Here is a 22,306-nt window from a genome sequence, read left to right as displayed (position 1 = left end):
CGGAGAACGCCATGGAACAGAAACGCCCATCCATTCCGATGCAGGTACAGGCGTTCCGCCGTCGGCGCTGGAGGCTCAGCTGGCCCTGGGTGTTGGCCGCCGTGCTGGTAGCGCTGCTGCTGATCTGGCTCGTGTCCCGCTATTCTGGCAAGTCCACTCCCCAGACTTCAACGCCGGTCAGCGTGACGCAGGTGGCCGGGCCTCCGTGGCAGATGGGAAATCCGGAAGGGCGTTTCACGCTGACGCTCTACGCGGACCTCGAATGCCCGTTCTGCCGATCCTATTTCCCAGTGCTCAAGCGTTGGGTGGCCGGCAACGCGGACGTGGCCTTGCAATGGCACCACCTCCCGTTGGCCGCGCATGAGCCGGCCGCGTCTGCCGAAGCGAGCCTGGCGGAGTGCGCCGGCGAATCTGGCGGCCATGCCGCCTTCTGGCAGGCTGTCGAGTGGGTCTATGCCCACACGCGCAGCGACGGCCAGGGCTTGCCCGAGGACCTGCGGTACCCCGACCTTACGCCAGCCATCGAGCAGTGTCTGGCGAGCGAACGGCCCGAGGCGCCGATCCGCACCCAGACGGCGGAAGCCACGAGCAGCGGCGTGACCGCCACGCCGTCGCTGCGGCTGCACGATCGCGAAACCGGCAAGGCGATCCTACTGCAGGGTCCGATCGAGGGCGATGCCTTGCTGTCGGCCATGGACATGCTCGCGGCCGGCGATCCCGCCGCCACACCTACTACATCGGAAATGCCTGCCGACGTCGTCGGCGACATGCCCAGGTAGCCCCGGTCTTCAAGGCTACGGCGCAGTCCACTGCGCTGACCGAAACCCGTTCGCCTCGCATCCTGGCCGCGAACGATCACCGCTGCCGCGGTGATGGATGCACCTTGTTCGTTCCCCAGGAGGGCTTGCCCTCCCAGGGCGCGCGCCCTCCGATCTCACCGTCTGGAGGTTCGCCATGTCTTTCGTCGTCAATGACTCCTGCCTGGAGTCGCTTTCCGCCATCGCTGCCCAACACGAGGACTGGATCATCCAGCAAGCCATTGCACTGCTGGAGAAGCGGGTTTTCAAAGCGGGTGCGAAACTCCTCGACCCCACGGCCGTGCGCGACTACCTGCGCGTGAAGCTGGTCGCCGAGCCCAATGAGATATTCGGGTTAAGCCCGGATAAGGCAAAAATTAGGTTCTTCTCCCAACTGAGTGGAGAGAGGCGCACGGCCGACGGGTCAGACTTGCTGTTCTTGAGGCAACAAACTGGGGCCGGCCGTGGCCGAGCAGGATTGTATGTCCCGTCTGGGCGGCTGGACGGGATACCGAGTTGGCAAGTGGCGTTATGAGCTGCGCAGGCAGCAGCGCTGGCTGGTGATCGAGTTGGAGCCGACGCCGGGGGCGCAGCGGCAATGCACGGGCTGTGGGCAGGCGGTCGTGGCCATCCATGACTGGACGATGCGGCGCATTCGCGAGTTGCCCGTGTTCGGTGCGCCGGTGGAGCTGCACGTGCCGCGTCTTCGGCTGGCTTGCCAGGGCTGCGGGCCGCGGCTGGAACAGTTGGACTGGCTGGATCCGCATGCGCGGGTAACGCGGCGTCTGGCCGACAGCGTGGCCCGGCTGTGTGCAGTGACGTCGGTGCTGCACGCGGCGCGTTGGCATGGCATCGACTGGAAGACGGCCAAGGCCATCGACTGGCGGGCACTGGAGCGCGATCTGGGGCCGGTGGATCTGGAGGGCGTGCGCCGGATCGCCATGGACGAGTTCGCGATCCAGAAGGGCCATCGCTACGCCACTGTGGTGGTCGATGTGGAGCGCAAGCGGGTGCTGTGGGTGGGGCGCGGCCGTTCGCGAGTCGAGATCAGGCCGTTCTTCGAACAGCTCGGGCCGGCGCGTTGCGCCCTTATCGAGGCCGTGGCCATGGACATGAACACGGCCTACGACCTGGAAGTGCGCCAGCACTGCCCGAATGCCCGCGTGGTGTACGACCTGTTCCACGTGGTCGCCAAGTACGGACGCGAGGTGATTGGCCGGGTGCGGGTGGACGCGGCCAATCAGCTGCGTCACGACAAGCCGGCGCGCCGAGTGGTCAAGCGCGCCCACTGGCTGCTGCTGCGCAATCCTCGGCGCCTGAAGGAAGCCGAACACATCCGGCTGGACGAGGTACTGGCGGCCAACCGGCCGCTGATGACGGCCTACGTGATGAAAGAACAGCTCAAGGCGCTGTGGAACGCACCGACAGCCTGGGCGTGGCGGGCAGCCTGGAAACAATGGCTACGCCATGCCCAGGAAAGCGGCATCCCCGCCCTGACCCACTTCGCTCAATGCCTCAAACCTTACTGGCGCGGCATCCTCAGCCGGGTGCGCTGGCCCCTGCATACCGGGCTGCTCGAAGGCATCAACAACAAGATCAAGGTCATCAAGCGCATCGCCTACGGCTACCGCGATGACGCCTACTTCTTCCTCAAGATCCGGGCGGCCTTCCCCGGAGTTGGGTGAAGAACCAAAAATTAGGACATTGTTTGCCTAACTCACTGATCTATAGACGAGTGTTAGTCGCCTAACTGCCCATTCCTTGCGTTGTGCTGCTCTTGGGGTTCAGCCGAAAATGGGTTCGGACTATGGCCTGCGCGTTTGATCTGCTCGCCATCGAATGTCCTGGGCCGACGCCCTCGGCAGCGCGATGAAATCATGCTCCGGCATCGCGTCATAGGTGTTCTGGAACGGCAAGTACAGATCGACCATCCAGACACTCCCCTCTTTTCGGCCGGCATAGGGGTGGAGGATCTCGCCGTCCGACCGGCGCCGATCGAAACGCAACACGCCTTCATGCGGATAGCGGTGCGCATGCCGCGCCTCCATCATTCGCCCGACCGCGTCTGCCGGATAGCCGGGGTGCGCATCCGTTTTATGCTCACGCACGGCCGCTGAGAGCGCCTCCTCATTCGTGAGGTGGCAGCGCTCCATCTCTTGTTCGTCGAATACCACTTCTGTCGCAATGTACGGCGGTCCCTGGTACCACTCCGGGTCGTTGCGATCGAGATGGATAGCCAGGATGGTTCGTGTGCCGACATCCGTGCAACGCCAGCGAAAGCCCGCGCTGCCCAGGAATTCCCGGCCGATGTAAAAGTCCGAGTGTTTCACGACACCTCCGATTACAGGCGCACTATACGGCGATTGGCGCGCTCATTCGGACCGCCGGCGTCTACGCGTCGCAGCCAATTGCGTTTCTGCCGTGACGGCACGGGCTTCTGTCGATTGAAGTGCGGTGGCCAGCCCGGTCATTTGCCCTCGCGTAGTGGCAAGCTCTAGGGCGAGTTGATCGCGCTCGGCGGCGATGCTGGTCAGCGTAGCCAGGCGTGTCTCGCCTTCAGCCAGCTCCCTTCGGTGACGGGCAATTTCAAGGCGCAACTCAGTGAGACTTGTCTGTTGTTCCTCACTTCGCTGCCGAAGCTTGGCCAGCTGTTGCTCGGATTGCCGGAGCCCTTCGCGTGCCGCGTCCGTCTCCTGCAGCATGCGGGTCTGAGCGGCCTCCACGCGGTCGTTGGCTTTGTCGCGCTCTGCTTGAAAAGCGGCATCACGGGCTGCGATGGTAGCCTGGAATTCGGTCGTCAATCGGTCGTGGTTTTGCCGTGCGGCTTCCAATTGCTGAGCCATGTAGGCACGGACAGCCGTCACTTCCTGTTGCAGCGCCTGGACCTGCCCGAGCGCATCGCGCTTGGCTTCGGTTTCACTTGCGAGCTGCTGCTGCAATTCGGCGCGTTGCCCGTTAAGTTGGCTCACTTCATTCCGCAGCTGATCGGTCGTGGCCAGTGCCGTGTCCCGCTCGATGACGACGTCATCGTGCACTCGCTGCAATTCTGCCAGGTCGGATTCCAAGGCTTGGCGGTGCGCGCCGAAGACCTGTTCCCCTTGCTCCACGGCTGCCACCCAGAGAGTGCGCATCGCATCCGCGATCATTGGCGGGAGGTCGGCGCCCAGAGCATCGGCCTTGGCGCGCTCGTCCTTCCACAGCTTTAGTTCGTCGTTGATGGTGGTGCGGCTGCCTTGCTGGATGGCGGCATAAATTAGGTCGACGGTGAGTTCGTACGGGCGTTTGCCGCCGGCTACCAGGGCTGCGGCGGCTTCACGGGTACGCTGACGGGTATCACTGACACGGCTCATGGCCTCTCCAGTCGCTCGCGGGTCAATTTCGTGGAATGCTAACTGTGTATATCACAGTATTACGTTATACAAATAACGATTATGGCGAGAAATTTACGATAACTCCCATAATCAAAAGTCTTTTGGGTGTACTCTGTCGCGACACACCTTCACCGGCATCGGAAAGCCTTTGAGCGACGACGCCCCCTCAACCGTCGTGCCCGCCACCCTGCCAGCGGCTGTCTCGGGCGTCGCTGGCACGAATCGCGCATCCCATGGCGCCGTGCGGCAGATCAGGGCCAACGACGACGTCGCGGCCATCGGCTTGTGGCTCGCTGAATACCACGATTCGCCGCATACCCTCCGCAGTTACCGCAAGGAGGCCGAGCGGCTGCTGCTGTGGGCGACACAGATCCGCGGCAAGGCGGTGTCCAGCCTCACCCGGGAAGATGTCCTAGCCTACGAGGCTTTCCTGGCAGCGCCACTGGCCACCTGGTGCGACGTCGCTCTGGCCCGTCGCGGCGATCACCGCCGACTGTTCGCAGGCCCGTTGTCGGAGCGCAGTCGTCGGCAGGCGCTCGGCATTCTGGCCAGCCTGTTCAACTACCTGGTGCGCGCCGGCTATCTCGCCGGTACACCGTTCGCGCTGCAGCCACGTCGGCGTCGCGGCGGGAACGGAAGTCGGCGGACCATCGATCGTTATCTGGATCGTGCCCTGTGGCAGGACGTTTTGACCTTGGTGGAGCGCTGGCCGCGAGAGACACCACGCGAGCAGCAGCGCTATGAGCGTGCACGATGGGTCCTGCGGTTTCTATACGAAACCGCCTTACGGGCGGCCGAGGCCGCCGACGCCTGCGAGCGCGACATGTTTATCCGGCGCGGCAGATGGTGGCTGCGCGTGACGGGCAAGGGCGGCGTCGAAGGCGAGGTGCCTCTCAGCGAGCCCTTGATGGCCAATTTTGCACGGTATCGCCGCTTTCACGACCTGCCTGCGCTACCAGCTGGCGATAGCGGCCGACCATTGATTCTCGGTATTGCTGGGCGCACAGCGCCGCTTACCGCGACGGCGGTGTACTTGATCGTCAAGGAGGCGTTGGGCCGGGTCGCGACAGCCTTGGCGCCGACAGATGCAGCGCGAGCCGCGCATCTGCGGCGGGCTTCAACCCATTGGCTCCGGCATAGCGCGGCCACCCACCAGGCCGAAGCCGGGAGCCCGGTGCATCATATTCAGCATAATCTTCGCCACAGCTCGATCGCTACGACGTCGATCTACCTGCATGCGGAAGACGATGCTCGGCACGCTAGCACCACCCAGTCACACGCGGCTGGAGAAGACGCATGACTCACTCGCCCGATGATCGTTTCGGCGTGTCCGAGGGCGCGTTTCAAGCTGCCCGCGAAAGCCATGGGTTGAACAATCCCGTGTACCGCATGGGCATGGTTGCCCCCACGCGCCACGAAGTGGCGACGCTGCCGGCGGCCGAGTTGTTGCCGATCGTGATCGACTGGATCTGGGAAAGCCCGTCGGAGCCGAACCCGAACAATCGGCAGATAGGTGAACTACGAGCGATCTTGCTGACCCGACCCGACGTGGAGGCGCCGGAGATCCAACAACTCCTTTCAGAGTGCAGCCAATACATCGAGGAATGAGCATGCCGATTAGGCGGCCAGTTCCAGTGAGACGATCGGGCAATGCACCTGACCGGTGTTGCTGTGACATTGATCGACTAGAGCGGCCAGCGCTCGTTCGACGCGCTGCAATTGGGCGATGCGCTCGCGGACCATGGTCAGCTTGTTGGCTCCTAATTACTCGGCCTCCTGGCAATGGCGCCCGTCGTCCAGGGCCAGCAGATCAGCCACTTCATCGAGATTGAAACCCAGGTCTTGCAAATGCTTGATAAAGCGCAGACGGCGCGCATGCGTCTCGTCGTATCGGCGGAGGCGTGACCCGCCATATCCAGCAGATGCGGCAGGCTGCCATCTTCACCGATGGCGCATTGCCTGCGCGCCAGAAAGCCTTGGGTGCCATGCTGTGGTCGATTTCGGCTCGCTGCGAGCCATGCATCGTTTATTACGTGCAAGCCGCTGAACTCGTGGCTTCCGAGGCCTAGCTCGTGGAGGTTCTGGCAGTCGCTGCGACCAAGGATGGTTGCGTAGGCGAGATGTGGGCATTGAAGGCTCACCGGGCCTACCGGGAATACGTCGATGGCAAAGCAGTGCCACAGGACAGATCGGGGTGTTGCGCGTGACACGCGACGCCTGCTTATGGACATGACTGGGTGCGTATGTCCGAAGCACAGGCGCTCGGGGTTCTTCAGAAAATCTGAACATTGTGAGGATTACCTTATCCGAGCTTGAACCTACCCATTCCATTGTGGAGAACGCCATGATTCGAATGCTTGTTGCACCCCTCGTCGCATTTGCCTTGTCTTCCGGTGTCGTTTCTGCTCAGACATCCACGCCGCCGGCCACTGCGCCGCTGGGTGGCATGCAGCAGATGGACAAGATGGACCACATGAAAGGCATGCACCACATGGACAACATGATGGGCATGCACAAGATGCCCGCCACGGTGACTGCCGCCGATGCCAGCACCGGCATCGTCGATGTCGATGCCGGCGGCATGGCGCTCAAGCTGCACTTTCCGCCGGCGGCCATGAAAGCCCTCAAGGCCGGCGACAAGATCACTGTGCACATGGGCTTCAGCAAGCCGTAGTCCCGGTGCAGGTGACGTGCATCGCGCCAGCGCGATGACTGGATCAGCGGAGCGTTAGCTCCGCTGATTTTTATTTGTCTCAGCGCAACGGCATGGCGATGGCTTGTAGCGCCTTCATGCCGCTGCCGAAACGGGCCATTGATTCACGGTGTTCTTGCAGCGATTCGTAAGCCAGAAAGCGCATGTCCAGGTCGCGCACCCGGCTGAAAGCCGGACGGGCAAATTGATTGCAGGCGTCGCCGTGTCGGCTGCCGGGGGCCACCAGAAAATAGGCGGCTTGCTGGTGGTCCGGCACGCCCAGCGCCAGATCCAGCATGCGCACGATGCCGGAGTAGATCGTGGTGCTGTGTTCCACCTCGAACGCGGCGGTCACGCGATGCTCGTCGCCCTCCAGCCACAGCACATCGATTAGGTGGATAACCTCGGCGGCGCTGGGGGTGCTGAGTGCGGATGGCAGCGAGGTTAGACAACCGTCAGCAAGCTTGCCGCCCGCATGCGCCCGGCCACGATCATTGCTGGCAATCCATACGCGATAGCCCAGCGCATGACCCAGATCACGCAACCAGCCCTGCACCGTCGTGTGTGAGTGATCTTGTTCGCGTCGCTGCGCTTCCATCTTGCGTAGGGTGATGCTTTCTTCGCGGACGCGCGCAAGCTCAAGTTGCCAGGCGGACCACGCCGCCGGCGAATTTTCGGATGAGACGGGCAACGGATAGCGGCCGCTGCCTATGTCGAACAGAAAGCCTGCCACGGCGCCCAGGTCGTTCGACAACAAGGTGCGACATGAATCGTTGAGCGTCATCACCTGCCGACGCATCGTAAGATAGCTATCCCATCGCCCGAGACGAGCCTTAGCGCCCGTCAGCGCGTTGTAGCCGTTGAGGATGGCCGTGTTGAACGGCATGGCGAGTGTGGGGTGCAGGAAATACAGAAGATTGGCTGCCGCCGGCCCCAAGCCCTTGATGGCACGCCCATCCAGCGTGTGGATCGCTTCGACCAGTGCCTGTTCGCCATCGCAGCACAGACACGTCTGCAGGAATCGACCGAACGCCCGTTGATGCTCAGGATTCTCGTAGATGTCCGGAATCCGCAGCTTCGGTTTCCAGAGGAACGCGTGGTCCGCGCCCTTGAAAATCTGACGTTGCTCGGCGATCGAGTGCACCACGGTCTCCAGCGACGATCCGCGGTACGCCGTGCCAAAGGTCCCGGTATCGATTTCTTCTACCACCGCTTGCAGGCCGCGACGGATGGAGCGGAAATGCTTCAGGCGCCTTTCCCACAGGAACCAGCTCTGATACGTGCCGCCAAGATCAGCGCGCCAGCGATGCAGCAGCGCGTGGATGGTGTCAGACGAAAGTGCGGACATTCCCTCTCCTCAATCCAGCTCAAAGCCTGTCCAGCGTACCGCTGGCCACCCGGCGAGGCGCGTGAACCCTACTCCATGGTTGAGTCAGTTGGCCTGCGGGCTTATGGTAGTAGGACCATGATGCCTTCCATCCATCAACTCCAACGCTCTCGTCGCCTTCAGGTGATCGGGTTGCTGGCGTGGTTCGCACTGGTCCTCCAGAGTTTCGTAGCGATGGCCCAGCCGGCAACTTCTCCCGCGATGGGCGCGACCACGATGTCGATGGCAAACGGCTTCCAGGTGCACGCCCGGCATGCGATGACTCCGACCTCGCAGGACGGATGTTGCGCTGACCACGCCGACGCGCATCACTGCATGTGCGCATCCATGTGCGCGAGCGCGCTGCCTCTTGCACGCATCGGCCTGCCTGCCTCGCTGCCAATGCTCCCGCGCTTCGGTCACCTTCGCGTGCCCCACGCGCCTGCCATGGCGATGACGCCTCCGCTGCGACCGCCGTCCGTCTGACTCTGCGCTTCACCATCGCTATGGTGCGTTGAGCATCAGGCTCTACGCCCGCGTTTTTTCACGATCCACGAGGCATGCTCGATGCCGGTGGATGCGCAGATGGAGTTCCCCATGAATCCTTTCTTTCCCACCGACAGGGTGGATCGTTCACGTCGTCATTTCGTGCTCGGCCTGGCGGCCGGTGGTACAGCGGCTGGTCTAGGGCTGCTGGCCCCCGGCCCTGTTTGGAGCGCCACCGCCCCGGCAAGGCCAGCCTCGCCGATGCCGCAGCTGCGTGGCGACACGTTCGACCTGACTATCGGCGATACCGCCGTCGATTTCACCGGTGCGCGACGCATCGCCACCACCGTCAACGGCAGCATTCCCGGCCCGGTTTTGCGCTGGCGCGAGGGCGATACGGTGACGCTGCGCGTGACCAACCGGCTGGCGGTGCCCACCTCGATCCACTGGCACGGCATCCTGCTGCCGTTCCAGATGGACGGCGTTCCCGGCATCAGCTTCCCCGGCATCGCGCCGGGCGAAACCTTCACCTACCGCTTCCCGGTGCGCCAGAGCGGCACCTATTGGTACCACTCGCACTCGCGTTTCCAGGAGCAGACCGGACTGTACGGCGCGATCGTGGTCGAGCCGGCGGGCGGCGAGCGCCACCGTGCCGACCGCGACTACGTGGTGATGCTCAACGACTGGAGCGATGATGACCCGGAACACATCTTCGCCACGCTCAAGCGCCAAAGCGATTACTACAATTTCGCCGAGCCGACCGCGCCGGAGTTTTTCCGTGACGTGCGCACCATGGGCCTGCAGGCAGCGTTGGCCAAGCGCAAGATGTGGAACACCATGCGCATGAGCCCGAGCGACCTGAGCGACGTCTCCGGCTACACCTATACCTATCTGATGAACGGCGCCACGCCCAACGGAAACTGGACCGGTTTGTTCCGTCCGGGTGAGAAAGTGCGCCTGCGCTTCATCAACGGCTCGTCGATGACCTATTTCGACGTACGTATTCCCGGCCTGAAGATGACCGTGATTGCGGCCGACGGTCAGGACGTGGAACCGGTACCGGTGGACGAGTTCCGCATCGGCGTGGCCGAGATCTACGATGTGCTGGTAGAGCCGCAGGAAGACCGTGCCTACACCGTGTTCGCCCAGTCGATCGACCGTACGGGCTACGCCCGGGGCACGCTGGCGCCGCGTCTGGGTATGCAGGCCGAGGTGCCAGCGATGGACCCTCGTTCGCGCCTGGCGATGGTGGACATGATGGGCGCCATGGCGATGGGGAATGGCGATCATAGCGGTGGTGGCATGCAGGGCATGGACATGGGCGGGATGTCCGGGATGGACATGGGTGGGGCTAAGGCGCCGGCCGTGCACCACGCCCGCACCGAGTACGGCCCCAGCGTGGACATGCACGTGGATATGCCGCGCACCAATCTGGACGACCCGGGCGTGGGCCTGCGCGACAACGGGCGGCGGGTGCTGACCTACGCCGACTTGCACACCATAGGGGGGCCGATCGACCGGCGCGAGCCCGGCCGCGAGATCGAGCTGCACCTCACCGGCAACATGGAGCGCTACATGTGGTCGTTCGATGGCGTGCCGTTCGCCGATGCCAGGCCGGTGCACTTCCGAACCGGCGAACGGCTGCGCGTGGTGCTGGTGAACGACACCATGATGCCGCACCCGATTCATCTGCACGGCATGTGGAGCGAGCTGGAGAGTCCCGACGGTGCGTTCCAGGTGCGCAAGCACACCATCAGCGTGCAGCCGGCGCAGCGCGTCACCTACGCCGTCAGCGCCGACGCCGTGGGCCGCTGGGCCTACCACTGTCACATGCTTTATCACATGGAAGCGGGCATGTTCCGCGAAGTGGTGGTGTCATGAGCCGGGTCATCAGCACGTTGCAAAACCCGCTTCGCCTGGCATTCGGCGTTGCGCTCGCTGCCGGTGGCGCTGTGGCGCTGCCGGCGGACGCGCAGTCGGCGCCCGCACCGTCCGCCAGCACCGCCCAGGCGAAGGACTCGATGGACATGAGTTCGATGGACATGGGCGGCATGCTGATGCCTGCCAGCGCGTCCAGCACCAAGGCTCCGGCAGCCGCCGGGACTACTCGCTCCGGGAACGGCGATGGCATGGCCGGGATGAATCACCGCCCGCTGCCTGATTCCGCCCCTGCCGCCAAGGCACCCACGACAGGGACGATGGACATGGGTTCGATGAACATGGGCAGCATGCAGCACGGGGCGATGTCCGGCAGGGATCATGCTGACCATGCCCAGGGCAAGCATCCGTCGTCGTCGTCGATGTCCGGGATGTCCGGGATGTCGGGAACGTCCGGCGATGCTTCCGGCGAGGGCATGTCCGGCATGACGATGGGCGCCATGCAGGGCGGCAAGGCCCCGCCGGATGCGCGCAGTCCCGATTATTCCGACGGCGTTGGCTACGGCGGCATGCCGGGCATGGACATGGTGCCGCCCAAGGTGGGGCGATTGCTGCTGGACAACCTCGAAGCCGTGCACGGCCGGGACGCCAACGGCCAAGCCTGGGAGCTGCAGGGCTGGTACGGCGGCGACACCGACAAGCTGTGGCTGCGCAGCGAGGGCGAGCGCAGCGCTGGGCGTGTGGAAGACGGCAGTGCCGAAGTGCTGTGGAACCACCTGATCGCCACCTACTGGTCGACCCAGCTGGGTGTTCGGCGGGACCTCGGCGTGGGCCCCGGGCGCACCTGGGCCGCCTTCGGCGTGGAGGGCCTGGCGCCGTACTTTTTCGACGTGGAAGCCACGGCCTACGGCGGTCAGTCGGGTCGAACCGCAGCGCGCTTTCGGGCCACCTACGACGTGCTGTTCACCCAGCGGCTGATCCTTACGCCGGAATTCGAGCTCAACGCGTACGGCAAGGCCGACCCGGCGCGTCGCCTTGGCGCCGGCGTCTCCGACGCCTCGCTGGGGCTGCGCCTGCGCTATGAGATCCGCCGGGAGTTCGCGCCGTATGTCGGCGTGAACTGGGTGCGCCGCTTCGGCGCCACCGCCGGTTACGCGCGGCGCGACCATCAACCCGTATTCGACCCGCAGCTGGTGGCGGGCGTGCGCATCTGGTTCTAAGGGGAAATCCATCATGAAAAAACACATCAAGCATCACGGCATCACGGTGGCGGTCGTTCTGGGCGTGCTGGCCATCGGTGCCGGGGCGTTCGTCTATTCAGGCGTCTACAACATCGGCGCCGACGACCACCACACCAAGCCGGTGTTTGCACTGCTGCAGACACTGCGCGAGCGCTCCATCCAAGCGCGTTCGGCCGACCTCAAGGTGCCCGACCTGAACGATCCGCAGCTCATCCTCAAGGGTGCCGGCCAGTACGCGGCGATGTGCACGCAGTGCCATCTCACTCCGGCAATGAAAGACTCCGAACTGCGCCCGGGGCTGTATCCACAGCCGCCCAACCTGAGCCAGGTGCGGGTCGATCCGAAAGAAGCATTCTGGGTGATCAAGCACGGCATCAAGATGAGCGCGATGCCGGCGTGGGGCGCCAGCCATGACGATCCGACCATCTGGAGCATGGTCGCCTTCCTGCAGAAGCTGCCGGACATGACCGCCGCGCAGTACAAGGACATCGTCGCCAAGGCACCGCCGGACGACGACATGGACATGGATGGCGGCGATGGTGGCCACAGCCACACGCATGGGGACGCGGCGCAGGCGATGCCGGCCATGGCGATGCCGGATGAGCACAGCCACGCCGACGCGCACGACCACGACCAAGGCGCCAAGGGGCCTGCCGCCGAAGCCCCGATCTCGCTGGAAGGCCTGCGTGCCGGCGCCGCGCCGGGTGCCGAAGCGGTTGCACGCCGGTTCCATGAGGCCCTTCAACGCGGCGATCGCGAGGCGGTGCTCGCGGTGCTGGCGCCCGACGTCAGCATCCGCGAAGGCAGCGAGACGCAAACACGCGATGCGTATGCCGGCGGCCATCTCGATGCGGATATTGCCTTCCTCAAGCAGGCCAAAGTGACTTCAGGAGCGTTCGGCTCCATGGCGATGGGCGACACCGCCATGGTCGGCAGCGAAACCACCATCGCCGGCACCGCCAAGGGCAAGCCGTTAACGGTGCGCAGCCGCGAGATGCTCACCCTGCGCCAGCACGACGGCGCCTGGCAGATCACAGCGGTTCAGTGGCAGTCCGCGCCGGTCGAAGGAGACTCCCGATGATCCGCGCGGGAGTGCGCGGTGCGCTTGGCCTGGCACTCGCGCTGGGCCTGCCGCTGGTGGCCATGGCCGCGGGGACTACGGCCGTCGTTTATCGCGATCCCTCGTGCGGGTGTTGCCACGCGTGGATCAGCTACCTACGCGATCACGGCTTCGATGTCAGCGTGCACGAGAACGAGCCCATGTCCGCCGTCAAGGCGCGGTTGGGCGTGCCGGTCCAGCTGGCGTCGTGCCATACCGCGCGCATCGGCCGGTATGTGATCGAAGGCCACGTGCCTGTGGAGGACATCCAGCGACTGCTGGCCGAGCGTCCCGACGCATGGGGGCTTGCCGCACCGGGTATGCCCATGGGCTCGCCCGGGATGGAGATGGGGCCAGCCCAGTCTTACGACGTACGGCTGGTCGATGGCGACGGAAGCTCACGCGTATTCGCCCACCACGGATCGCCCGGCTGAGGCTCAAGGCAAGGGCGGCCATTCGGCCGCCCTTGCGCATGATCGGTTTGCGGGAACAACAAAGCGTCGGCGGGCTGATGATGGACGCCAATGGCCTTCGCTGCTCAGGCCGCCTATCTGATGAACCGAAGCACCAGTAACACTGGTTGCATGAACTTGACCTGCGTCAGCGCGCGCCTATCGCCAAGGGATACACTACTGACCTCATGCTGCATCATCGCCGCCTCCGACCGATCACCCGTCGCCGCCTGACTTGGGCGATGGTGCTGTGGCTGGTGTGCCAGCAACTGGCGCTGGCGGCGTACGCGTGTGCTGGTCTGCCCGTCACTGAGCCGCTGGCCGCGGCGACCGGCACCGCGATGCCGACGACGGCCCACCGCGAGGCCGCCGGCATGCGCATGGCCGGCATGGACATGGCCGACACCGGGGTGACCGGCGCCGAAATGGGCCCGGACTGCGCCGACATGCGCACCGGGGCGCCGGCGCATGCTTTGTGCGAAGGCCACTGCCATCCCGATCAAACCGTCCAGCCGGACGCGCGCACGCCGTCGGTGCCTCTGGCGATGGTCGGCATCCTCACCCCGCTGCCGGTGATGCCGGCGATCGTGCAGACATCCAGCGGCCATGTGCGGCTGCGCGCCGAGCGATGGTGTCCCCCCGCGCCACCCCACACGCTCCTGTACTGCTCGCTCCAGATCTAGCCGCCCGCTGCTGGCCGCCTTGCGTTCGCCGGGCCATCGCGTCCCGGTGTTTCCGGATCCCTGGAGTGTCTGACCATGTTTTCTCGATTGCTTGTCCGGCGCCTGATGCCGGGCCTGTTTCTATGCGTTTTCGCTGCGGCGTTGACACCGCGTGCCCATGCCGACGATGCGCAGCCGCTGACCCTCGACCAGGCGGTACGCCTCGGCACGCAGCGCGCGCCTCTGCTCGACAGCCGCGACGCCGAGATCGCCGCCAGCCGTGACGATGCGGTGCGCGCCGGCCGGCTGCCCGATCCGGTGCTCAGCTTCGGCGTGGCCAATTACCCGGTGAGCTCGCCCGGGGCCTTCAGTCTGCGCTCGGACGGCATGACCATGCGCACCGTCGGCGTGATGCAGGCCATTCCCTCGCGTGCCGCCCGCCAGGCCGAGAAGAACGCCGCCGCCGCGGGGGTGGAAGCGGCGCAGGCCGATCGCCTGGCGCTGGCGAAGGACGTGCGCCAGCAGGTCGCCGAGGCCTGGATAGAAACCTGGGTGGCCCGGAAACGGCTCGACCTTCTGCACGCATTGCAGGAAGAAAGCGACCTCGCCGTGCGCATGGCACGGGCGAGGCTGCGCGGCGGCGAAGGCGGCGCGACCGATGCGCTGGCCGCCCGCGCCGAACAGGTAGCGCTGGCCAACCGCATTGATGCGGCGAGGGCCGGGCTGGATCGCGCGCGGGCGAGTCTGGCGCGCTGGCTTGCGCCACCGCAGGCAGACGCCCCGCTGGCCGATCCACCCGATTTCACACGGCTGCCGGTGCCGTTGCCGACCCTGCAGCGTGAGGTGGACCGACAGGCGCCAATGCAGCCGTGGCAGGCGCGTGAGCAACAGGCACAGGCGGCGCTTGATCAAGCCAAGGCCAGCTTGCATCCCGACTGGAGCGTCAACCTGATGTACGGTCAGCGCGCCCCGCGCCTGTCGAACATGGTCACGCTGCAGGTGGGCGTGAGCCTGCCGCTGTTCACTCGCAACCGGCAGGACCGTGCCGTCAGTGCCCGCCAGGAGGCCCGTGACGCGGTGCAGTTCGCCCGCGAGGACGCGCGCCGCGCCCAGCACGAAGCGGTGGCGCGGACGGCCGCCGATTGGCAGGGCTGGAATCGCCAGGTGGCTCGCGACCGCGAGGTGCTGTTGCCGCTGGCGCGTGACCGTGCGCGGGTGGCGCTGGCGGCGTACCGGGGAGGCGGAGCGCTGCAGCCTTGGCTCGATGCCCGCCGTGACGACATCCAGTTGCTCCTGGACTACACCGACGCACTCGCCGCACAGGCCCGGAACTGGGCCGCGCTCGCTTACCTGCTGCCCGCCGCGGAGACCGCCCCATGAAGCGCTGGACCCTTGTTCTCGCCGCGATCGTGGTGGCCATCACCCTGCTCGCCATCGGCATCCTGGTCGGCCGGCACAGCGCTCCTGCGCCCACCGCCCCGGCCGCGGCCGCAGACGCAGGCAGCGGTGGCAAAAAGATTCTCTACTGGTACGACCCGATGGTCCCCGCGCAACATTTCGACAAGCCGGGCCTGTCACCGATGGGCATGCAGATGGTGCCCAAGTACGCCGACGGTGCGGGCGCCAACGACGCGTCTGTGCGCATCGATCCGGCCGTCCAGCAGAACCTCGGCCTGCGCACGATGAAGGTCGAGTCCGGACGGCTGCAGCGCGATGTCAGCGTCCCCGGCACGGTGGGCTGGGACCTGCGGCAAGCGCAGACTGTCAGCGCGCGGGCCAGCGGCGTGATCAACCAGCTGTTCGTCCGGGCACCGTACGAGTCGGTAAAGGCCGGCCAGCCCCTTGCTGCGCTGATCTCGCCGCAATGGAACGCGGCCGCGCAGGAGTACCTGGCGCTGGCCGGCGCGCCATCCGCCGATGCCCGCGCACTACGCGGTGCGGCCCGTGCGCGGCTGCGCGCACTGGGCATGGACGAGCAGCAGATCCGGTCCCTGCACGGCAACACCGTCCGGGTGCTGATCCGCGCACCGAATGACGGCGTAGTGAGCGCGCTCGATGTGCGCGAGGGGCAGCAGGTCGCCAGTGGCATGCCGTTGATGACCATCAACGGCCTCGACACAGTGTGGCTGGAGGCGGCCCTGCCGCAGTCGCAGGGTGCGAATGTGGCTGCCGGCACGCCGGTGCAGGCGCGGGTCAGCGCGCTTCCCGGCACCATCATTCGGGGCCGGGTCGAATCGCTGCTGCCGGACGTGGATCGGACCACGCGCACGCAACGCGCCCGCATCGTTCTCGACAATCCCGGTCACCAGCTGGCGCCGGGCATGTTCGCGCAGGTGAGCTTCCGCGGACCGGACGACAGCGCCACCCACCCTCTGGTGCCGGACGAAGCATTGATCAGCACGGGCACCGATACGCGGGTCATCGTCGCCGACGGCAAGGGGCGCTTCCGCCCGATCGCCGTGCGACCCGGACGCTCGGCCAACGGCATGACCGAGATCCTCGCCGGCCTGCAGGGCGGCGAACAGGTCGTGGTCTCCGGCCAGTTCCTGATCGACTCGGAGGCCAGCCTGTCCGGAGCTCTGCAGCGGCTGGACGCTGGCGCTGCGGACGCAGCCGCAGGCCCGATGTCCGGGATGGCCATGCCCGCGCCGGCGAACTCGTCATCGGCCGCCCCAGGCAAGGCGATGGAGGTGCATCCCGACGGGACCGCCGAACCGGCCCGGTCCATGCTCGCGGACGACCCCTCCGGGCCAATGAAACCGATGGATGGCCTGCCGATACAGCAGACGCCCACGAAGAGCGCGTCCGCCCGGCAGGGCGCCATGTCGGACATGGCCATGCCGGCCGCGGCCGCCAGTGCGCCGGAGCATGCGCGATGATCGCGCGGCTGATCCACTGGTCCATCGCCCACCGCATCATGGTGCTGCTGGGAGCGCTGGTGCTGGCCATCGCCGGCGTGCTGGCGGTGCGCAGCACGCCGCTGGACGCCCTGCCCGACCTGTCCGACACCCAGGTGATCATCCGCACCTCTTGGCCGGGGCAGTCGCCGCAGGTGGTCGAGGACCAGGTCACCTATCCGCTGGTCACCACCATGCTGTCCGTGCCGGGGGCGAAGGTGGTGCGCGGTTACTCCTTCTTCGGCGACTCCTACGTCTACATCCTGTTCGACGACGCTACCGACCTGTACTGGGCGCGCTCGCGGGTGCTGGAGTACCTCAGCCAGGCGCGCAGCCAGCTGCCCACTGGCGTCGATCCCACGCTGGGACCGGATGCCACCGGGCTCGGCTGGATCTACGAGTACGCCCTGGTCGACCGCAGCGGCCGGCACGACCTCGGCCAGCTGCGCGCGCTGCAGGACTGGTTCGTGCGCTACCAGCTCAAGACAGTGCCGGATGTGGCCGAAGTGGCCAGCCTCGGCGGCATGGTGCGGGCGTGGCAGATCGTGCCCGATCCGGCCGCGCTGGCCGCGCGCGGACTCACCGTGGCGCAGCTAGTAGCGGCGGTGCAGGCGGCTAACGGCGCCGACGGCGGCTCGGTGATCGAGCAGGGTGAGGCCGAGTTGATGGTGCGCAGCGAGGGCTACCTCACCTCTCGCGCGCAGTTCGAGCGGATTCCGCTCAACACCGGCGTCGACGGCGTGCCGGTGCTGCTGCGCGACGTGGCCACGGTGCGTCGCGGGCCGACGTTCCGCCGCGGCATCACCGAACTCGATGGCCAGGGCGAGGTGGCCGGTGGCGTGGTGGTGCTACGCAGCGGCAAGAACGCCCACGCGGCGATCGTTGCGGTCAAGCGCCGGCTGGCCGAGATCCGGCGTAGCCTGCCGCCGGGCGTGGAGATCGTGCCGACCTACGACCGCTCGCAATTGATCGACGCGGCCGTGGACAACGTCCGCGGCAAGTTACTGGAGGAGTTCGTGGTGGTGGCGCTGGTCTGCGCGCTATTCCTGGGTCACCTGCGTTCGGCGCTGGTGGCGGTGGTGACGCTGCCGCTGGGTGTGCTGGCGGCCTTCATTGTGATGGATCTACAGGGCGTGTCGGCCAACCTGATGTCGCTCGGCGGAATCGCTATCGCGATCGGCGCCATGGTCGATGCGGCGATCGTGATGATCGAGAACGCGCACAAGCATCTGGAACATTGGCGCGATGCGCATGCCGGCGACGAGGCGCGCGGTACGCAGCGCTGGACGGTGGTGGCCGAGGCCGCAGCCGAGGTCGGGCCTGCACTTTTCGTGAGTCTGCTGATCATCGCGCTCTCGTTCGTGCCGGTGTTCGCCTTGCAGGGACAGGAGGGCAAGCTGTTCAAGCCGCTGGCGTTCACCAAGACCTACGCGATGGCCGCTGCGGCGGGTCTGGCGGTGACCCTGGTGCCGGTGCTGATGGGATACCTGTTGCGCGGGCGCATCCGCGCTGAGCACGACAATCCGCTCAACCGCATGCTGATGCGCGCTTACCGTCCGATTCTGGACGCGGTCTTGCGCTTTCCCCGCACGACGCTCTTGATCGCCGCGCTGGTGATGCTCAGCGCACTGGTGCCGCTGCACCGGCTCGGCAGCGAATTCATGCCGGCGATGGATGAAGGCACGCTGCTGTACATGCCCACCGCGCTGCCTGGCCTGTCCGCCGGCAAGGCCGCGCAACTGCTGCAGCTGACCGACCGCATGATCAAGACCGTGCCCGAGGTGGCACACGTGTTCGGCAAGGCCGGGCGTGCCGACAGCGCCACCGATCCCGCACCGCTGGAGATGTTCGAGACCACCATCACCTTCAAGCCGAAAGACCAATGGCGGCCGGGCATGACCATGGACAAGCTCAAGGCCGAGCTGGACCGCGCGGTGAAAGTGCCGGGGCTGACCAACCTGTTCGTGCCGCCGATCCGCAACCGCATCGACATGCTCTCCACCGGCATCAAAAGCCCGATCGGGATCAAGGTGCTCGGCAACGACCTGGCCACGCTCCAGGACGTCGCCGATCGCGTCGAGGCCGTGGCGCGCAAGGTGCCCGGGGTCGCCTCGGCGATCGCCGAGCGCCCCACCAGCGGCCGCTATGTGGATGTCCACGTCCGACCGGATGCCGCCGCCCGTTACGGCCTGACCCAGCGCGACGTGCAGCGGCTGATCGCCACCGTGGTCGGCGGCGAGCCGATCGGACAGACGGTGCAGGGGCGAGAGCGCTTCCCGATCGTGCTGCGTTATCCGCGCGCGGAGCGCGATTCGGTGGCGGCGCTCAGGCAGTTGCCGATCGTAGCTCCCGGCGGCGCTCAGCTAACGCTGGCGCAGGTAGCCGACGTGACGGTGACGAGCGGTCCCTCGATGCTCAAGAGCGAGGACGGCCAGCTGGCCACCTACGTCTACGTCGACACCGCCGCGGGCAGCGATCTCGGCGGCGTGGTGGCGCGGCTGAAGCGGGCTATGGCCGAGCAGGTGCGCCTGCCGCCCGGCGTCACGCTGGCGTGGTCGGGCCAGTTCGAGTACCTGGCCAGCGCGATGCAGCGGCTGAAGCTGGTGGTGCCGGTTGCGTTGGCGATCATCTTCCTGCTGATCTATGCCGTGTTCCGACGCGCCAGCGAGGCCGCGCTGATCATGGCCAGCGTGCCGCTGGCGCTGGTCGGCGGGCTGTGGCTGATCTGGGTGCTCGGACATGCCGTGTCGGTGGCGACGCTGATCGGCTTCATCGCGCTGGCCGGCGTGGCCGCCGAGTTCGGTGTGGTGATGCTGCTCTACCTGCGCCAGGCCTGGGATAGCCGGCTGGCGCTCGATCCCCGTGCGGATGCGGCCGCGCTCGATGCGGCCATCCGCGAAGGCGCCGTGCAGCGCGTGCGGCCCAAGGCGATGACCGTGGCGGTGATCCTCGCCGGCCTGTTTCCGATCCTGCTCGGCCACGGCGCGGGGTCGGAGGTGATGCAGCGCATCGCCGCACCGATGATCGGCGGCATGGTCACCGCGCCGCTGCTGTCCATGCTCGTTCTACCCGCAGCATTCCGTCTGCTAATGCGGTACCGGCTGCACAAAGCAGCGCAGTCCACCCCGACGTTTCATCCACCCCAGGAGATCCAACCATGAAGAAATACGTTTTAACCCTGGCATGCGCCAGTGCGCTGGCCTTGGCCTCGACCGCCGCGTTCGCCCAACAGATGGACCCGAACATGCCCGGCATGGCCGGTATGCAAACGACGAAACCCACTCAGGCCCAGGGCATAGGCATCGTCAAAGCCATCGATACCACCAAGGGCACGATCACGCTCCAGCACCAGGCCATTACGGCCATCGGCTGGCCGGCGATGACCATGACCTTCAAGGTCGACCCACCGGCGCTGCTGCAAAAGGTGAAGGCGGGCGAGTCGGTGCGGTTCACCCTGCATCCGGCCGGCATGGCCAGCACGGTGACGGCGATCAGCCCGGCAGGTTGATCGGGAACCGCCGCCAACCGGCGCTTGCCTCCGGCAGGGGCTGACCGGCGGCGGTGGCGGTGCGGCCACGTGCCTCGTGAGGTCTGTGGCCGCGCCTATCAAGGTAGTCCGATTATTTTGGAGTACGACGATGAAATCGCACGCTGCGTATCTCGGCACCGCCCTGCTACTCACGGGCTTGACCATCTGCGCGATCGCGCACGCGACCAATACTTACGCCGACGGCTGGATTGGTCATGTTAACGGACGACAGTTGGACATCTGCTACCGGGTTACGCCACTGCCAGCCGTCGGCGCGCGGCTGCAGGTCATGAGGTTGGCGTACGTGATTCCCGGCAAAGGCGTGCCCATTGAACACTTCGCCGCGAGCGGGCAAGCCACGGTAACGTCGATCACGGACGCGCATTGCGTGCGGGCCGAACTGGTCCAGGGCACGGCGCAGTGGGCAGATCACACGCGGCCCATGCCCTGAACGGGCGCGACGACGAAACCGCCTAGATTGCATGCTCCGCGACGGGCCATGGCGGAGTGGCCAAGGCGTGGTTATACCATCCAGCCGATGCGCTCCACCGGCATCAGGCCTGCCGCATCCTGCCTGTCGCCATTTCAGCGGGCATGCAGCGAGGCGATCAGCGGGCAGGACACGTTGCGCTGACGCGTGCCGCATTGCTCGACATGCGCAGCGAGGGCCGTCTCCATGCGCGCGAGGTCGGCCAGTCGGTTGCGCACATCGGCCAGCCGTAGCGCTGCGAGACCGGCCGCTTCCGCGCAATGGGTGCCATCCTCCAGCCGCAGTAGCTGCGCCACCTCATCAAGGCTGAACCCCAACCGCTGCGCGGATTTCACGAACTTCACCCGCGCGACCTCCGCGCTTCCGTAGCGACGAATGCCGCCCGGCGGACGGATGGGCTCCGCCAACAGGCGCTTGCGCTGGTAGAAGCGGATCGTTTCGACATTGACCCCGGCTGCCTTGGCGAAGGCGCCGATGGAAAACGTATCCTGCCTGGATGGCATGGGCTTGACTCCGTACTTGACTACGGGAATACCTTAGACCACCGGCATCCCGCGCGAAAGGAGACTCCATGTCCTTGCTTACCCGGCTGGCCGACAAGGCCGGACTGATCGGCAGTGCCGTCTCGGCGGCGGCCTGCGTGAATTGCTTTCCCGCCCTGGCCGGCCTCGGTGCGGCGATCGGGCTGGGCGTATTGAGCCCGTATGAAGGCCTGTTTATCCGCATCCTGTTGCCGGCTTTCGCCGTCATCGCGCTACTCGCCAATGCGCTGGGCTGGCTCGGCCACCGGCGGTGGCCGCGTGCCGTGCTCGGTGTGCTCGGCCCGCTGCTGGTGCTGCTGGCGGTATTCGTAATGCGGGCCAGTGGCCATCGCACCGGGTGGCTGCTCTATCCGGGCCTGCTGCTGATGGTGGCGGTCTCAGTCCGCGATCTGCTGGCGCCGGCTCCCAGCGCGTCCTGCCGCACCGCCAGCGATACGATGGATGCCCACTGAATCGACACGATAGACATGGGCACAGCGAAGACGCTGCCAACACTTTCCATACATTTTTCCGGCGAAACGCATGACGACCGAGCTCATCCTGCAGAGCACGCTAACCTGTCCGCACTGCGGCCATCAGGTCACCGAGACCATGCCGACTGACGCGTGCCAGTTCTTTTACGACTGTGCGGGTTGCGGCGAGCTGCTCCGACCGAAAGCCGGCGACTGCTGCGTGTTCTGCTCCTACGGCAGTGTGCCGTGTCCGCCGATCCAGCAGCAGAAGTCGTGCTGCGGGTAAACCATCCTTCGCATGGATCAACGACGCTGGTGGAGGGTCTTTCGAGTTTGCCACGTCAGGCGGCCA

26 protein-coding genes are annotated in these 22,306 nt (G+C 66.0%); 20 read left to right on the top strand and 6 right to left on the bottom strand.

Features of this window, described 5'->3' with window-relative positions:
• Positions 1-11 precede the first annotated feature (11 nt).
• From ALSL_RS02640 to ALSL_RS02630, 3 genes are all read left to right on the top strand, one after another.
• Positions 12-779: a DsbA family protein gene (locus ALSL_RS02640; protein ID WP_003090202.1), complete on the top strand. Its 768-nt coding sequence runs from the start codon at positions 12-14 to the stop codon at positions 777-779.
• 175 nt (positions 780-954) lie between these two features.
• A complete protein-coding gene (locus ALSL_RS13900; protein ID WP_425479002.1) occupies positions 955-1,332 on the top strand; it encodes a hypothetical protein in 378 nt (125 codons plus the stop codon).
• Complete coding sequence (locus tag ALSL_RS02630) at positions 1,262-2,482, top strand: ISL3 family transposase (RefSeq protein ID WP_126536004.1); 1,221 nt, start codon at positions 1,262-1,264, stop codon at positions 2,480-2,482. Before ALSL_RS13900 ends, ALSL_RS02630 begins: the two co-directional genes overlap by 71 nt.
• A 120-nt stretch (positions 2,483-2,602) precedes the next feature.
• Here the strand turns inward: ALSL_RS02630 and ALSL_RS02625 are convergent, their stop codons facing one another.
• Complete coding sequence (locus tag ALSL_RS02625) at positions 2,603-3,127, bottom strand: hypothetical protein (protein ID WP_126536284.1); 525 nt, start codon at positions 3,125-3,127, stop codon at positions 2,603-2,605.
• Between the two features lie 42 nt (positions 3,128-3,169).
• Positions 3,170-4,147 (bottom strand): DNA-binding protein, encoded by a 978-nt coding sequence (locus ALSL_RS02620; protein ID WP_126536282.1) that lies wholly within the window; start codon positions 4,145-4,147, stop codon positions 3,170-3,172.
• A gap of 169 nt (positions 4,148-4,316) precedes the next feature.
• Between ALSL_RS02620 and ALSL_RS02615 the strand changes: the two genes are divergently transcribed.
• Together ALSL_RS02615 and ALSL_RS02610 are read left to right on the top strand one after the other, a co-directional pair.
• The gene (locus ALSL_RS02615) at positions 4,317-5,468 is read left to right on the top strand and encodes a tyrosine-type recombinase/integrase (RefSeq protein ID WP_126536279.1); all 1,152 of its coding nucleotides are present in this window, start codon (positions 4,317-4,319) and stop codon (positions 5,466-5,468) included.
• Positions 5,465-5,776: a hypothetical protein gene (locus ALSL_RS02610; RefSeq protein WP_126536277.1), complete on the top strand. Its 312-nt coding sequence runs from the start codon at positions 5,465-5,467 to the stop codon at positions 5,774-5,776. The genes ALSL_RS02615 and ALSL_RS02610 overlap by 4 nt, the downstream gene beginning before the upstream one ends.
• A gap of 9 nt (positions 5,777-5,785) precedes the next feature.
• On the opposite strand, the gene ALSL_RS13825 is transcribed toward ALSL_RS02610, so the two are convergent.
• Both ALSL_RS13825 and ALSL_RS13895 read right to left on the bottom strand, forming a co-directional pair.
• Positions 5,786-5,911, bottom strand: coding sequence for a MerR family transcriptional regulator (locus ALSL_RS13825; RefSeq protein WP_269433086.1), 126 nt, complete (start codon positions 5,909-5,911; stop codon positions 5,786-5,788).
• Positions 5,912-5,932: 21 nt separating this feature from the next.
• A complete protein-coding gene (locus ALSL_RS13895; RefSeq protein WP_126539982.1) occupies positions 5,933-6,034 on the bottom strand; it encodes a MerR family DNA-binding protein in 102 nt (33 codons plus the stop codon).
• A 35-nt stretch (positions 6,035-6,069) separates the two neighbouring features.
• Here ALSL_RS13895 and ALSL_RS13655 point away from each other — a divergent pair, with 35 nt between their 5' ends.
• Positions 6,070-6,237 carry a carboxymuconolactone decarboxylase family protein gene (locus ALSL_RS13655; protein ID WP_198410669.1) on the top strand — a complete coding sequence of 56 codons (168 nt, stop codon included), beginning with the start codon at positions 6,070-6,072 and terminating at the stop codon, positions 6,235-6,237.
• A 263-nt stretch (positions 6,238-6,500) separates the two neighbouring features.
• Positions 6,501-6,842: a hypothetical protein gene (locus ALSL_RS02595; RefSeq protein WP_231700277.1), complete on the top strand. Its 342-nt coding sequence runs from the start codon at positions 6,501-6,503 to the stop codon at positions 6,840-6,842.
• A gap of 79 nt (positions 6,843-6,921) precedes the next feature.
• Here ALSL_RS02595 and ALSL_RS02590 read toward each other — a convergent pair whose 3' ends face one another.
• On the bottom strand, positions 6,922-8,208 hold the full coding sequence (locus ALSL_RS02590) for a type II restriction endonuclease (protein WP_126536275.1): 1,287 nt from the start codon (positions 8,206-8,208) through the stop codon (positions 6,922-6,924).
• A 117-nt stretch (positions 8,209-8,325) separates the two neighbouring features.
• On the opposite strand from ALSL_RS02590, the gene ALSL_RS13560 reads away from it, so the two are divergent.
• From ALSL_RS13560 to ALSL_RS02540, 11 genes are all read left to right on the top strand, one after another.
• Positions 8,326-8,712, top strand: a complete 387-nt coding sequence (locus tag ALSL_RS13560) for a hypothetical protein (RefSeq protein ID WP_161970923.1) — start codon at positions 8,326-8,328, stop codon at positions 8,710-8,712.
• Between the two features lie 111 nt (positions 8,713-8,823).
• Entirely contained in the window at positions 8,824-10,593 is a 1,770-nt protein-coding gene (locus ALSL_RS02585; RefSeq protein ID WP_126536273.1) for a copper resistance system multicopper oxidase, read from the top strand.
• Positions 10,590-11,810 carry a copper resistance protein B gene (locus ALSL_RS13625; RefSeq protein ID WP_174928823.1) on the top strand — a complete coding sequence of 407 codons (1,221 nt, stop codon included), beginning with the start codon at positions 10,590-10,592 and terminating at the stop codon, positions 11,808-11,810. Before ALSL_RS02585 ends, ALSL_RS13625 begins: the two co-directional genes overlap by 4 nt.
• A gap of 13 nt (positions 11,811-11,823) precedes the next feature.
• Entirely contained in the window at positions 11,824-12,912 is a 1,089-nt protein-coding gene (locus tag ALSL_RS02575) for a c-type cytochrome (RefSeq protein ID WP_017464178.1), read from the top strand.
• Positions 12,909-13,364, top strand: coding sequence for a DUF411 domain-containing protein (locus ALSL_RS02570; RefSeq protein WP_017464177.1), 456 nt, complete (start codon positions 12,909-12,911; stop codon positions 13,362-13,364). The genes ALSL_RS02575 and ALSL_RS02570 overlap by 4 nt, the downstream gene beginning before the upstream one ends.
• Before the next feature lie 260 nt (positions 13,365-13,624).
• Positions 13,625-14,065 (top strand): hypothetical protein, encoded by a 441-nt coding sequence (locus ALSL_RS02565; protein ID WP_126536271.1) that lies wholly within the window; start codon positions 13,625-13,627, stop codon positions 14,063-14,065.
• A gap of 75 nt (positions 14,066-14,140) precedes the next feature.
• Entirely contained in the window at positions 14,141-15,424 is a 1,284-nt protein-coding gene (locus tag ALSL_RS02560; protein WP_026107597.1) for a TolC family protein, read from the top strand.
• Positions 15,421-16,923, top strand: a complete 1,503-nt coding sequence (locus tag ALSL_RS02555) for an efflux RND transporter periplasmic adaptor subunit (protein ID WP_017464174.1) — start codon at positions 15,421-15,423, stop codon at positions 16,921-16,923. Before ALSL_RS02560 ends, ALSL_RS02555 begins: the two co-directional genes overlap by 4 nt.
• Positions 16,920-20,102, top strand: a complete 3,183-nt coding sequence (locus ALSL_RS02550) for an efflux RND transporter permease subunit (RefSeq protein ID WP_126536269.1) — start codon at positions 16,920-16,922, stop codon at positions 20,100-20,102. Before ALSL_RS02555 ends, ALSL_RS02550 begins: the two co-directional genes overlap by 4 nt.
• Positions 20,099-20,449, top strand: coding sequence for a copper-binding protein (locus ALSL_RS02545; RefSeq protein WP_126536267.1), 351 nt, complete (start codon positions 20,099-20,101; stop codon positions 20,447-20,449). Before ALSL_RS02550 ends, ALSL_RS02545 begins: the two co-directional genes overlap by 4 nt.
• Before the next feature lie 130 nt (positions 20,450-20,579).
• Positions 20,580-20,921: a hypothetical protein gene (locus ALSL_RS02540; protein ID WP_126536265.1), complete on the top strand. Its 342-nt coding sequence runs from the start codon at positions 20,580-20,582 to the stop codon at positions 20,919-20,921.
• A 134-nt stretch (positions 20,922-21,055) separates the two neighbouring features.
• On the opposite strand, the gene merR is transcribed toward ALSL_RS02540, so the two are convergent.
• Positions 21,056-21,463, bottom strand: coding sequence for a mercury resistance transcriptional regulator MerR (merR, locus tag ALSL_RS02535; RefSeq protein WP_126536262.1), 408 nt, complete (start codon positions 21,461-21,463; stop codon positions 21,056-21,058).
• Positions 21,464-21,531: 68 nt separating this feature from the next.
• On the opposite strand from merR, the gene merC reads away from it, so the two are divergent.
• A complete protein-coding gene (gene merC, locus ALSL_RS02530; protein ID WP_126536260.1) occupies positions 21,532-21,954 on the top strand; it encodes an organomercurial transporter MerC in 423 nt (140 codons plus the stop codon).
• A gap of 70 nt (positions 21,955-22,024) precedes the next feature.
• Positions 22,025-22,240 (top strand): GDCCVxC domain-containing (seleno)protein, encoded by a 216-nt coding sequence (locus ALSL_RS13715; protein WP_126536258.1) that lies wholly within the window; start codon positions 22,025-22,027, stop codon positions 22,238-22,240.
• The last annotated feature ends 66 nt before the right edge of the window (positions 22,241-22,306 follow it).

Source organism: Aerosticca soli (assembly GCF_003967035.1).
GTDB classification, from domain to species: Bacteria; Pseudomonadota; Gammaproteobacteria; order Xanthomonadales; family Rhodanobacteraceae; genus Aerosticca; species Aerosticca soli.
Note: the sequence above shows the minus strand (reverse complement) of the source record. Positions and strands in the feature narration are given on the sequence as shown.

Excerpts from the sequence above, each read along its gene's own strand:
- ALSL_RS02570 (WP_017464177.1), top strand. The coding sequence starts at position 12,909 with ATGATCCGCGCGGGAGTGCGCGGTGCGCTTGGCCTGGCACTCGCGCTG.
- ALSL_RS02585 (WP_126536273.1), top strand. The coding sequence starts at position 8,824 with ATGAATCCTTTCTTTCCCACCGACAGGGTGGATCGTTCACGTCGTCAT.
- ALSL_RS13825 (WP_269433086.1), bottom strand. The coding sequence starts at position 5,911 with ATGGTCCGCGAGCGCATCGCCCAATTGCAGCGCGTCGAACGAGCGCTG.
- ALSL_RS13900 (WP_425479002.1), top strand. The coding sequence starts at position 955 with ATGTCTTTCGTCGTCAATGACTCCTGCCTGGAGTCGCTTTCCGCCATC.
- ALSL_RS02560 (WP_026107597.1), top strand. The coding sequence starts at position 14,141 with ATGTTTTCTCGATTGCTTGTCCGGCGCCTGATGCCGGGCCTGTTTCTA.
- ALSL_RS02610 (WP_126536277.1), top strand. The coding sequence starts at position 5,465 with ATGACTCACTCGCCCGATGATCGTTTCGGCGTGTCCGAGGGCGCGTTT.
- ALSL_RS13715 (WP_126536258.1), top strand. The coding sequence starts at position 22,025 with ATGACGACCGAGCTCATCCTGCAGAGCACGCTAACCTGTCCGCACTGC.
- ALSL_RS02575 (WP_017464178.1), top strand. The coding sequence starts at position 11,824 with ATGAAAAAACACATCAAGCATCACGGCATCACGGTGGCGGTCGTTCTG.
- ALSL_RS13625 (WP_174928823.1), top strand. The coding sequence starts at position 10,590 with ATGAGCCGGGTCATCAGCACGTTGCAAAACCCGCTTCGCCTGGCATTC.
- ALSL_RS02555 (WP_017464174.1), top strand. The coding sequence starts at position 15,421 with ATGAAGCGCTGGACCCTTGTTCTCGCCGCGATCGTGGTGGCCATCACC.
- ALSL_RS02540 (WP_126536265.1), top strand. The coding sequence starts at position 20,580 with ATGAAATCGCACGCTGCGTATCTCGGCACCGCCCTGCTACTCACGGGC.
- ALSL_RS02640 (WP_003090202.1), top strand. The coding sequence starts at position 12 with ATGGAACAGAAACGCCCATCCATTCCGATGCAGGTACAGGCGTTCCGC.
- ALSL_RS13560 (WP_161970923.1), top strand. The coding sequence starts at position 8,326 with ATGATGCCTTCCATCCATCAACTCCAACGCTCTCGTCGCCTTCAGGTG.
- ALSL_RS02620 (WP_126536282.1), bottom strand. The coding sequence starts at position 4,147 with ATGAGCCGTGTCAGTGATACCCGTCAGCGTACCCGTGAAGCCGCCGCA.
- ALSL_RS02545 (WP_126536267.1), top strand. The coding sequence starts at position 20,099 with ATGAAGAAATACGTTTTAACCCTGGCATGCGCCAGTGCGCTGGCCTTG.
- ALSL_RS02550 (WP_126536269.1), top strand. The coding sequence starts at position 16,920 with ATGATCGCGCGGCTGATCCACTGGTCCATCGCCCACCGCATCATGGTG.
- ALSL_RS02565 (WP_126536271.1), top strand. The coding sequence starts at position 13,625 with ATGGTGCTGTGGCTGGTGTGCCAGCAACTGGCGCTGGCGGCGTACGCG.
- merC (WP_126536260.1), top strand. The coding sequence starts at position 21,532 with ATGTCCTTGCTTACCCGGCTGGCCGACAAGGCCGGACTGATCGGCAGT.
- merR (WP_126536262.1), bottom strand. The coding sequence starts at position 21,463 with ATGCCATCCAGGCAGGATACGTTTTCCATCGGCGCCTTCGCCAAGGCA.
- ALSL_RS02590 (WP_126536275.1), bottom strand. The coding sequence starts at position 8,208 with ATGTCCGCACTTTCGTCTGACACCATCCACGCGCTGCTGCATCGCTGG.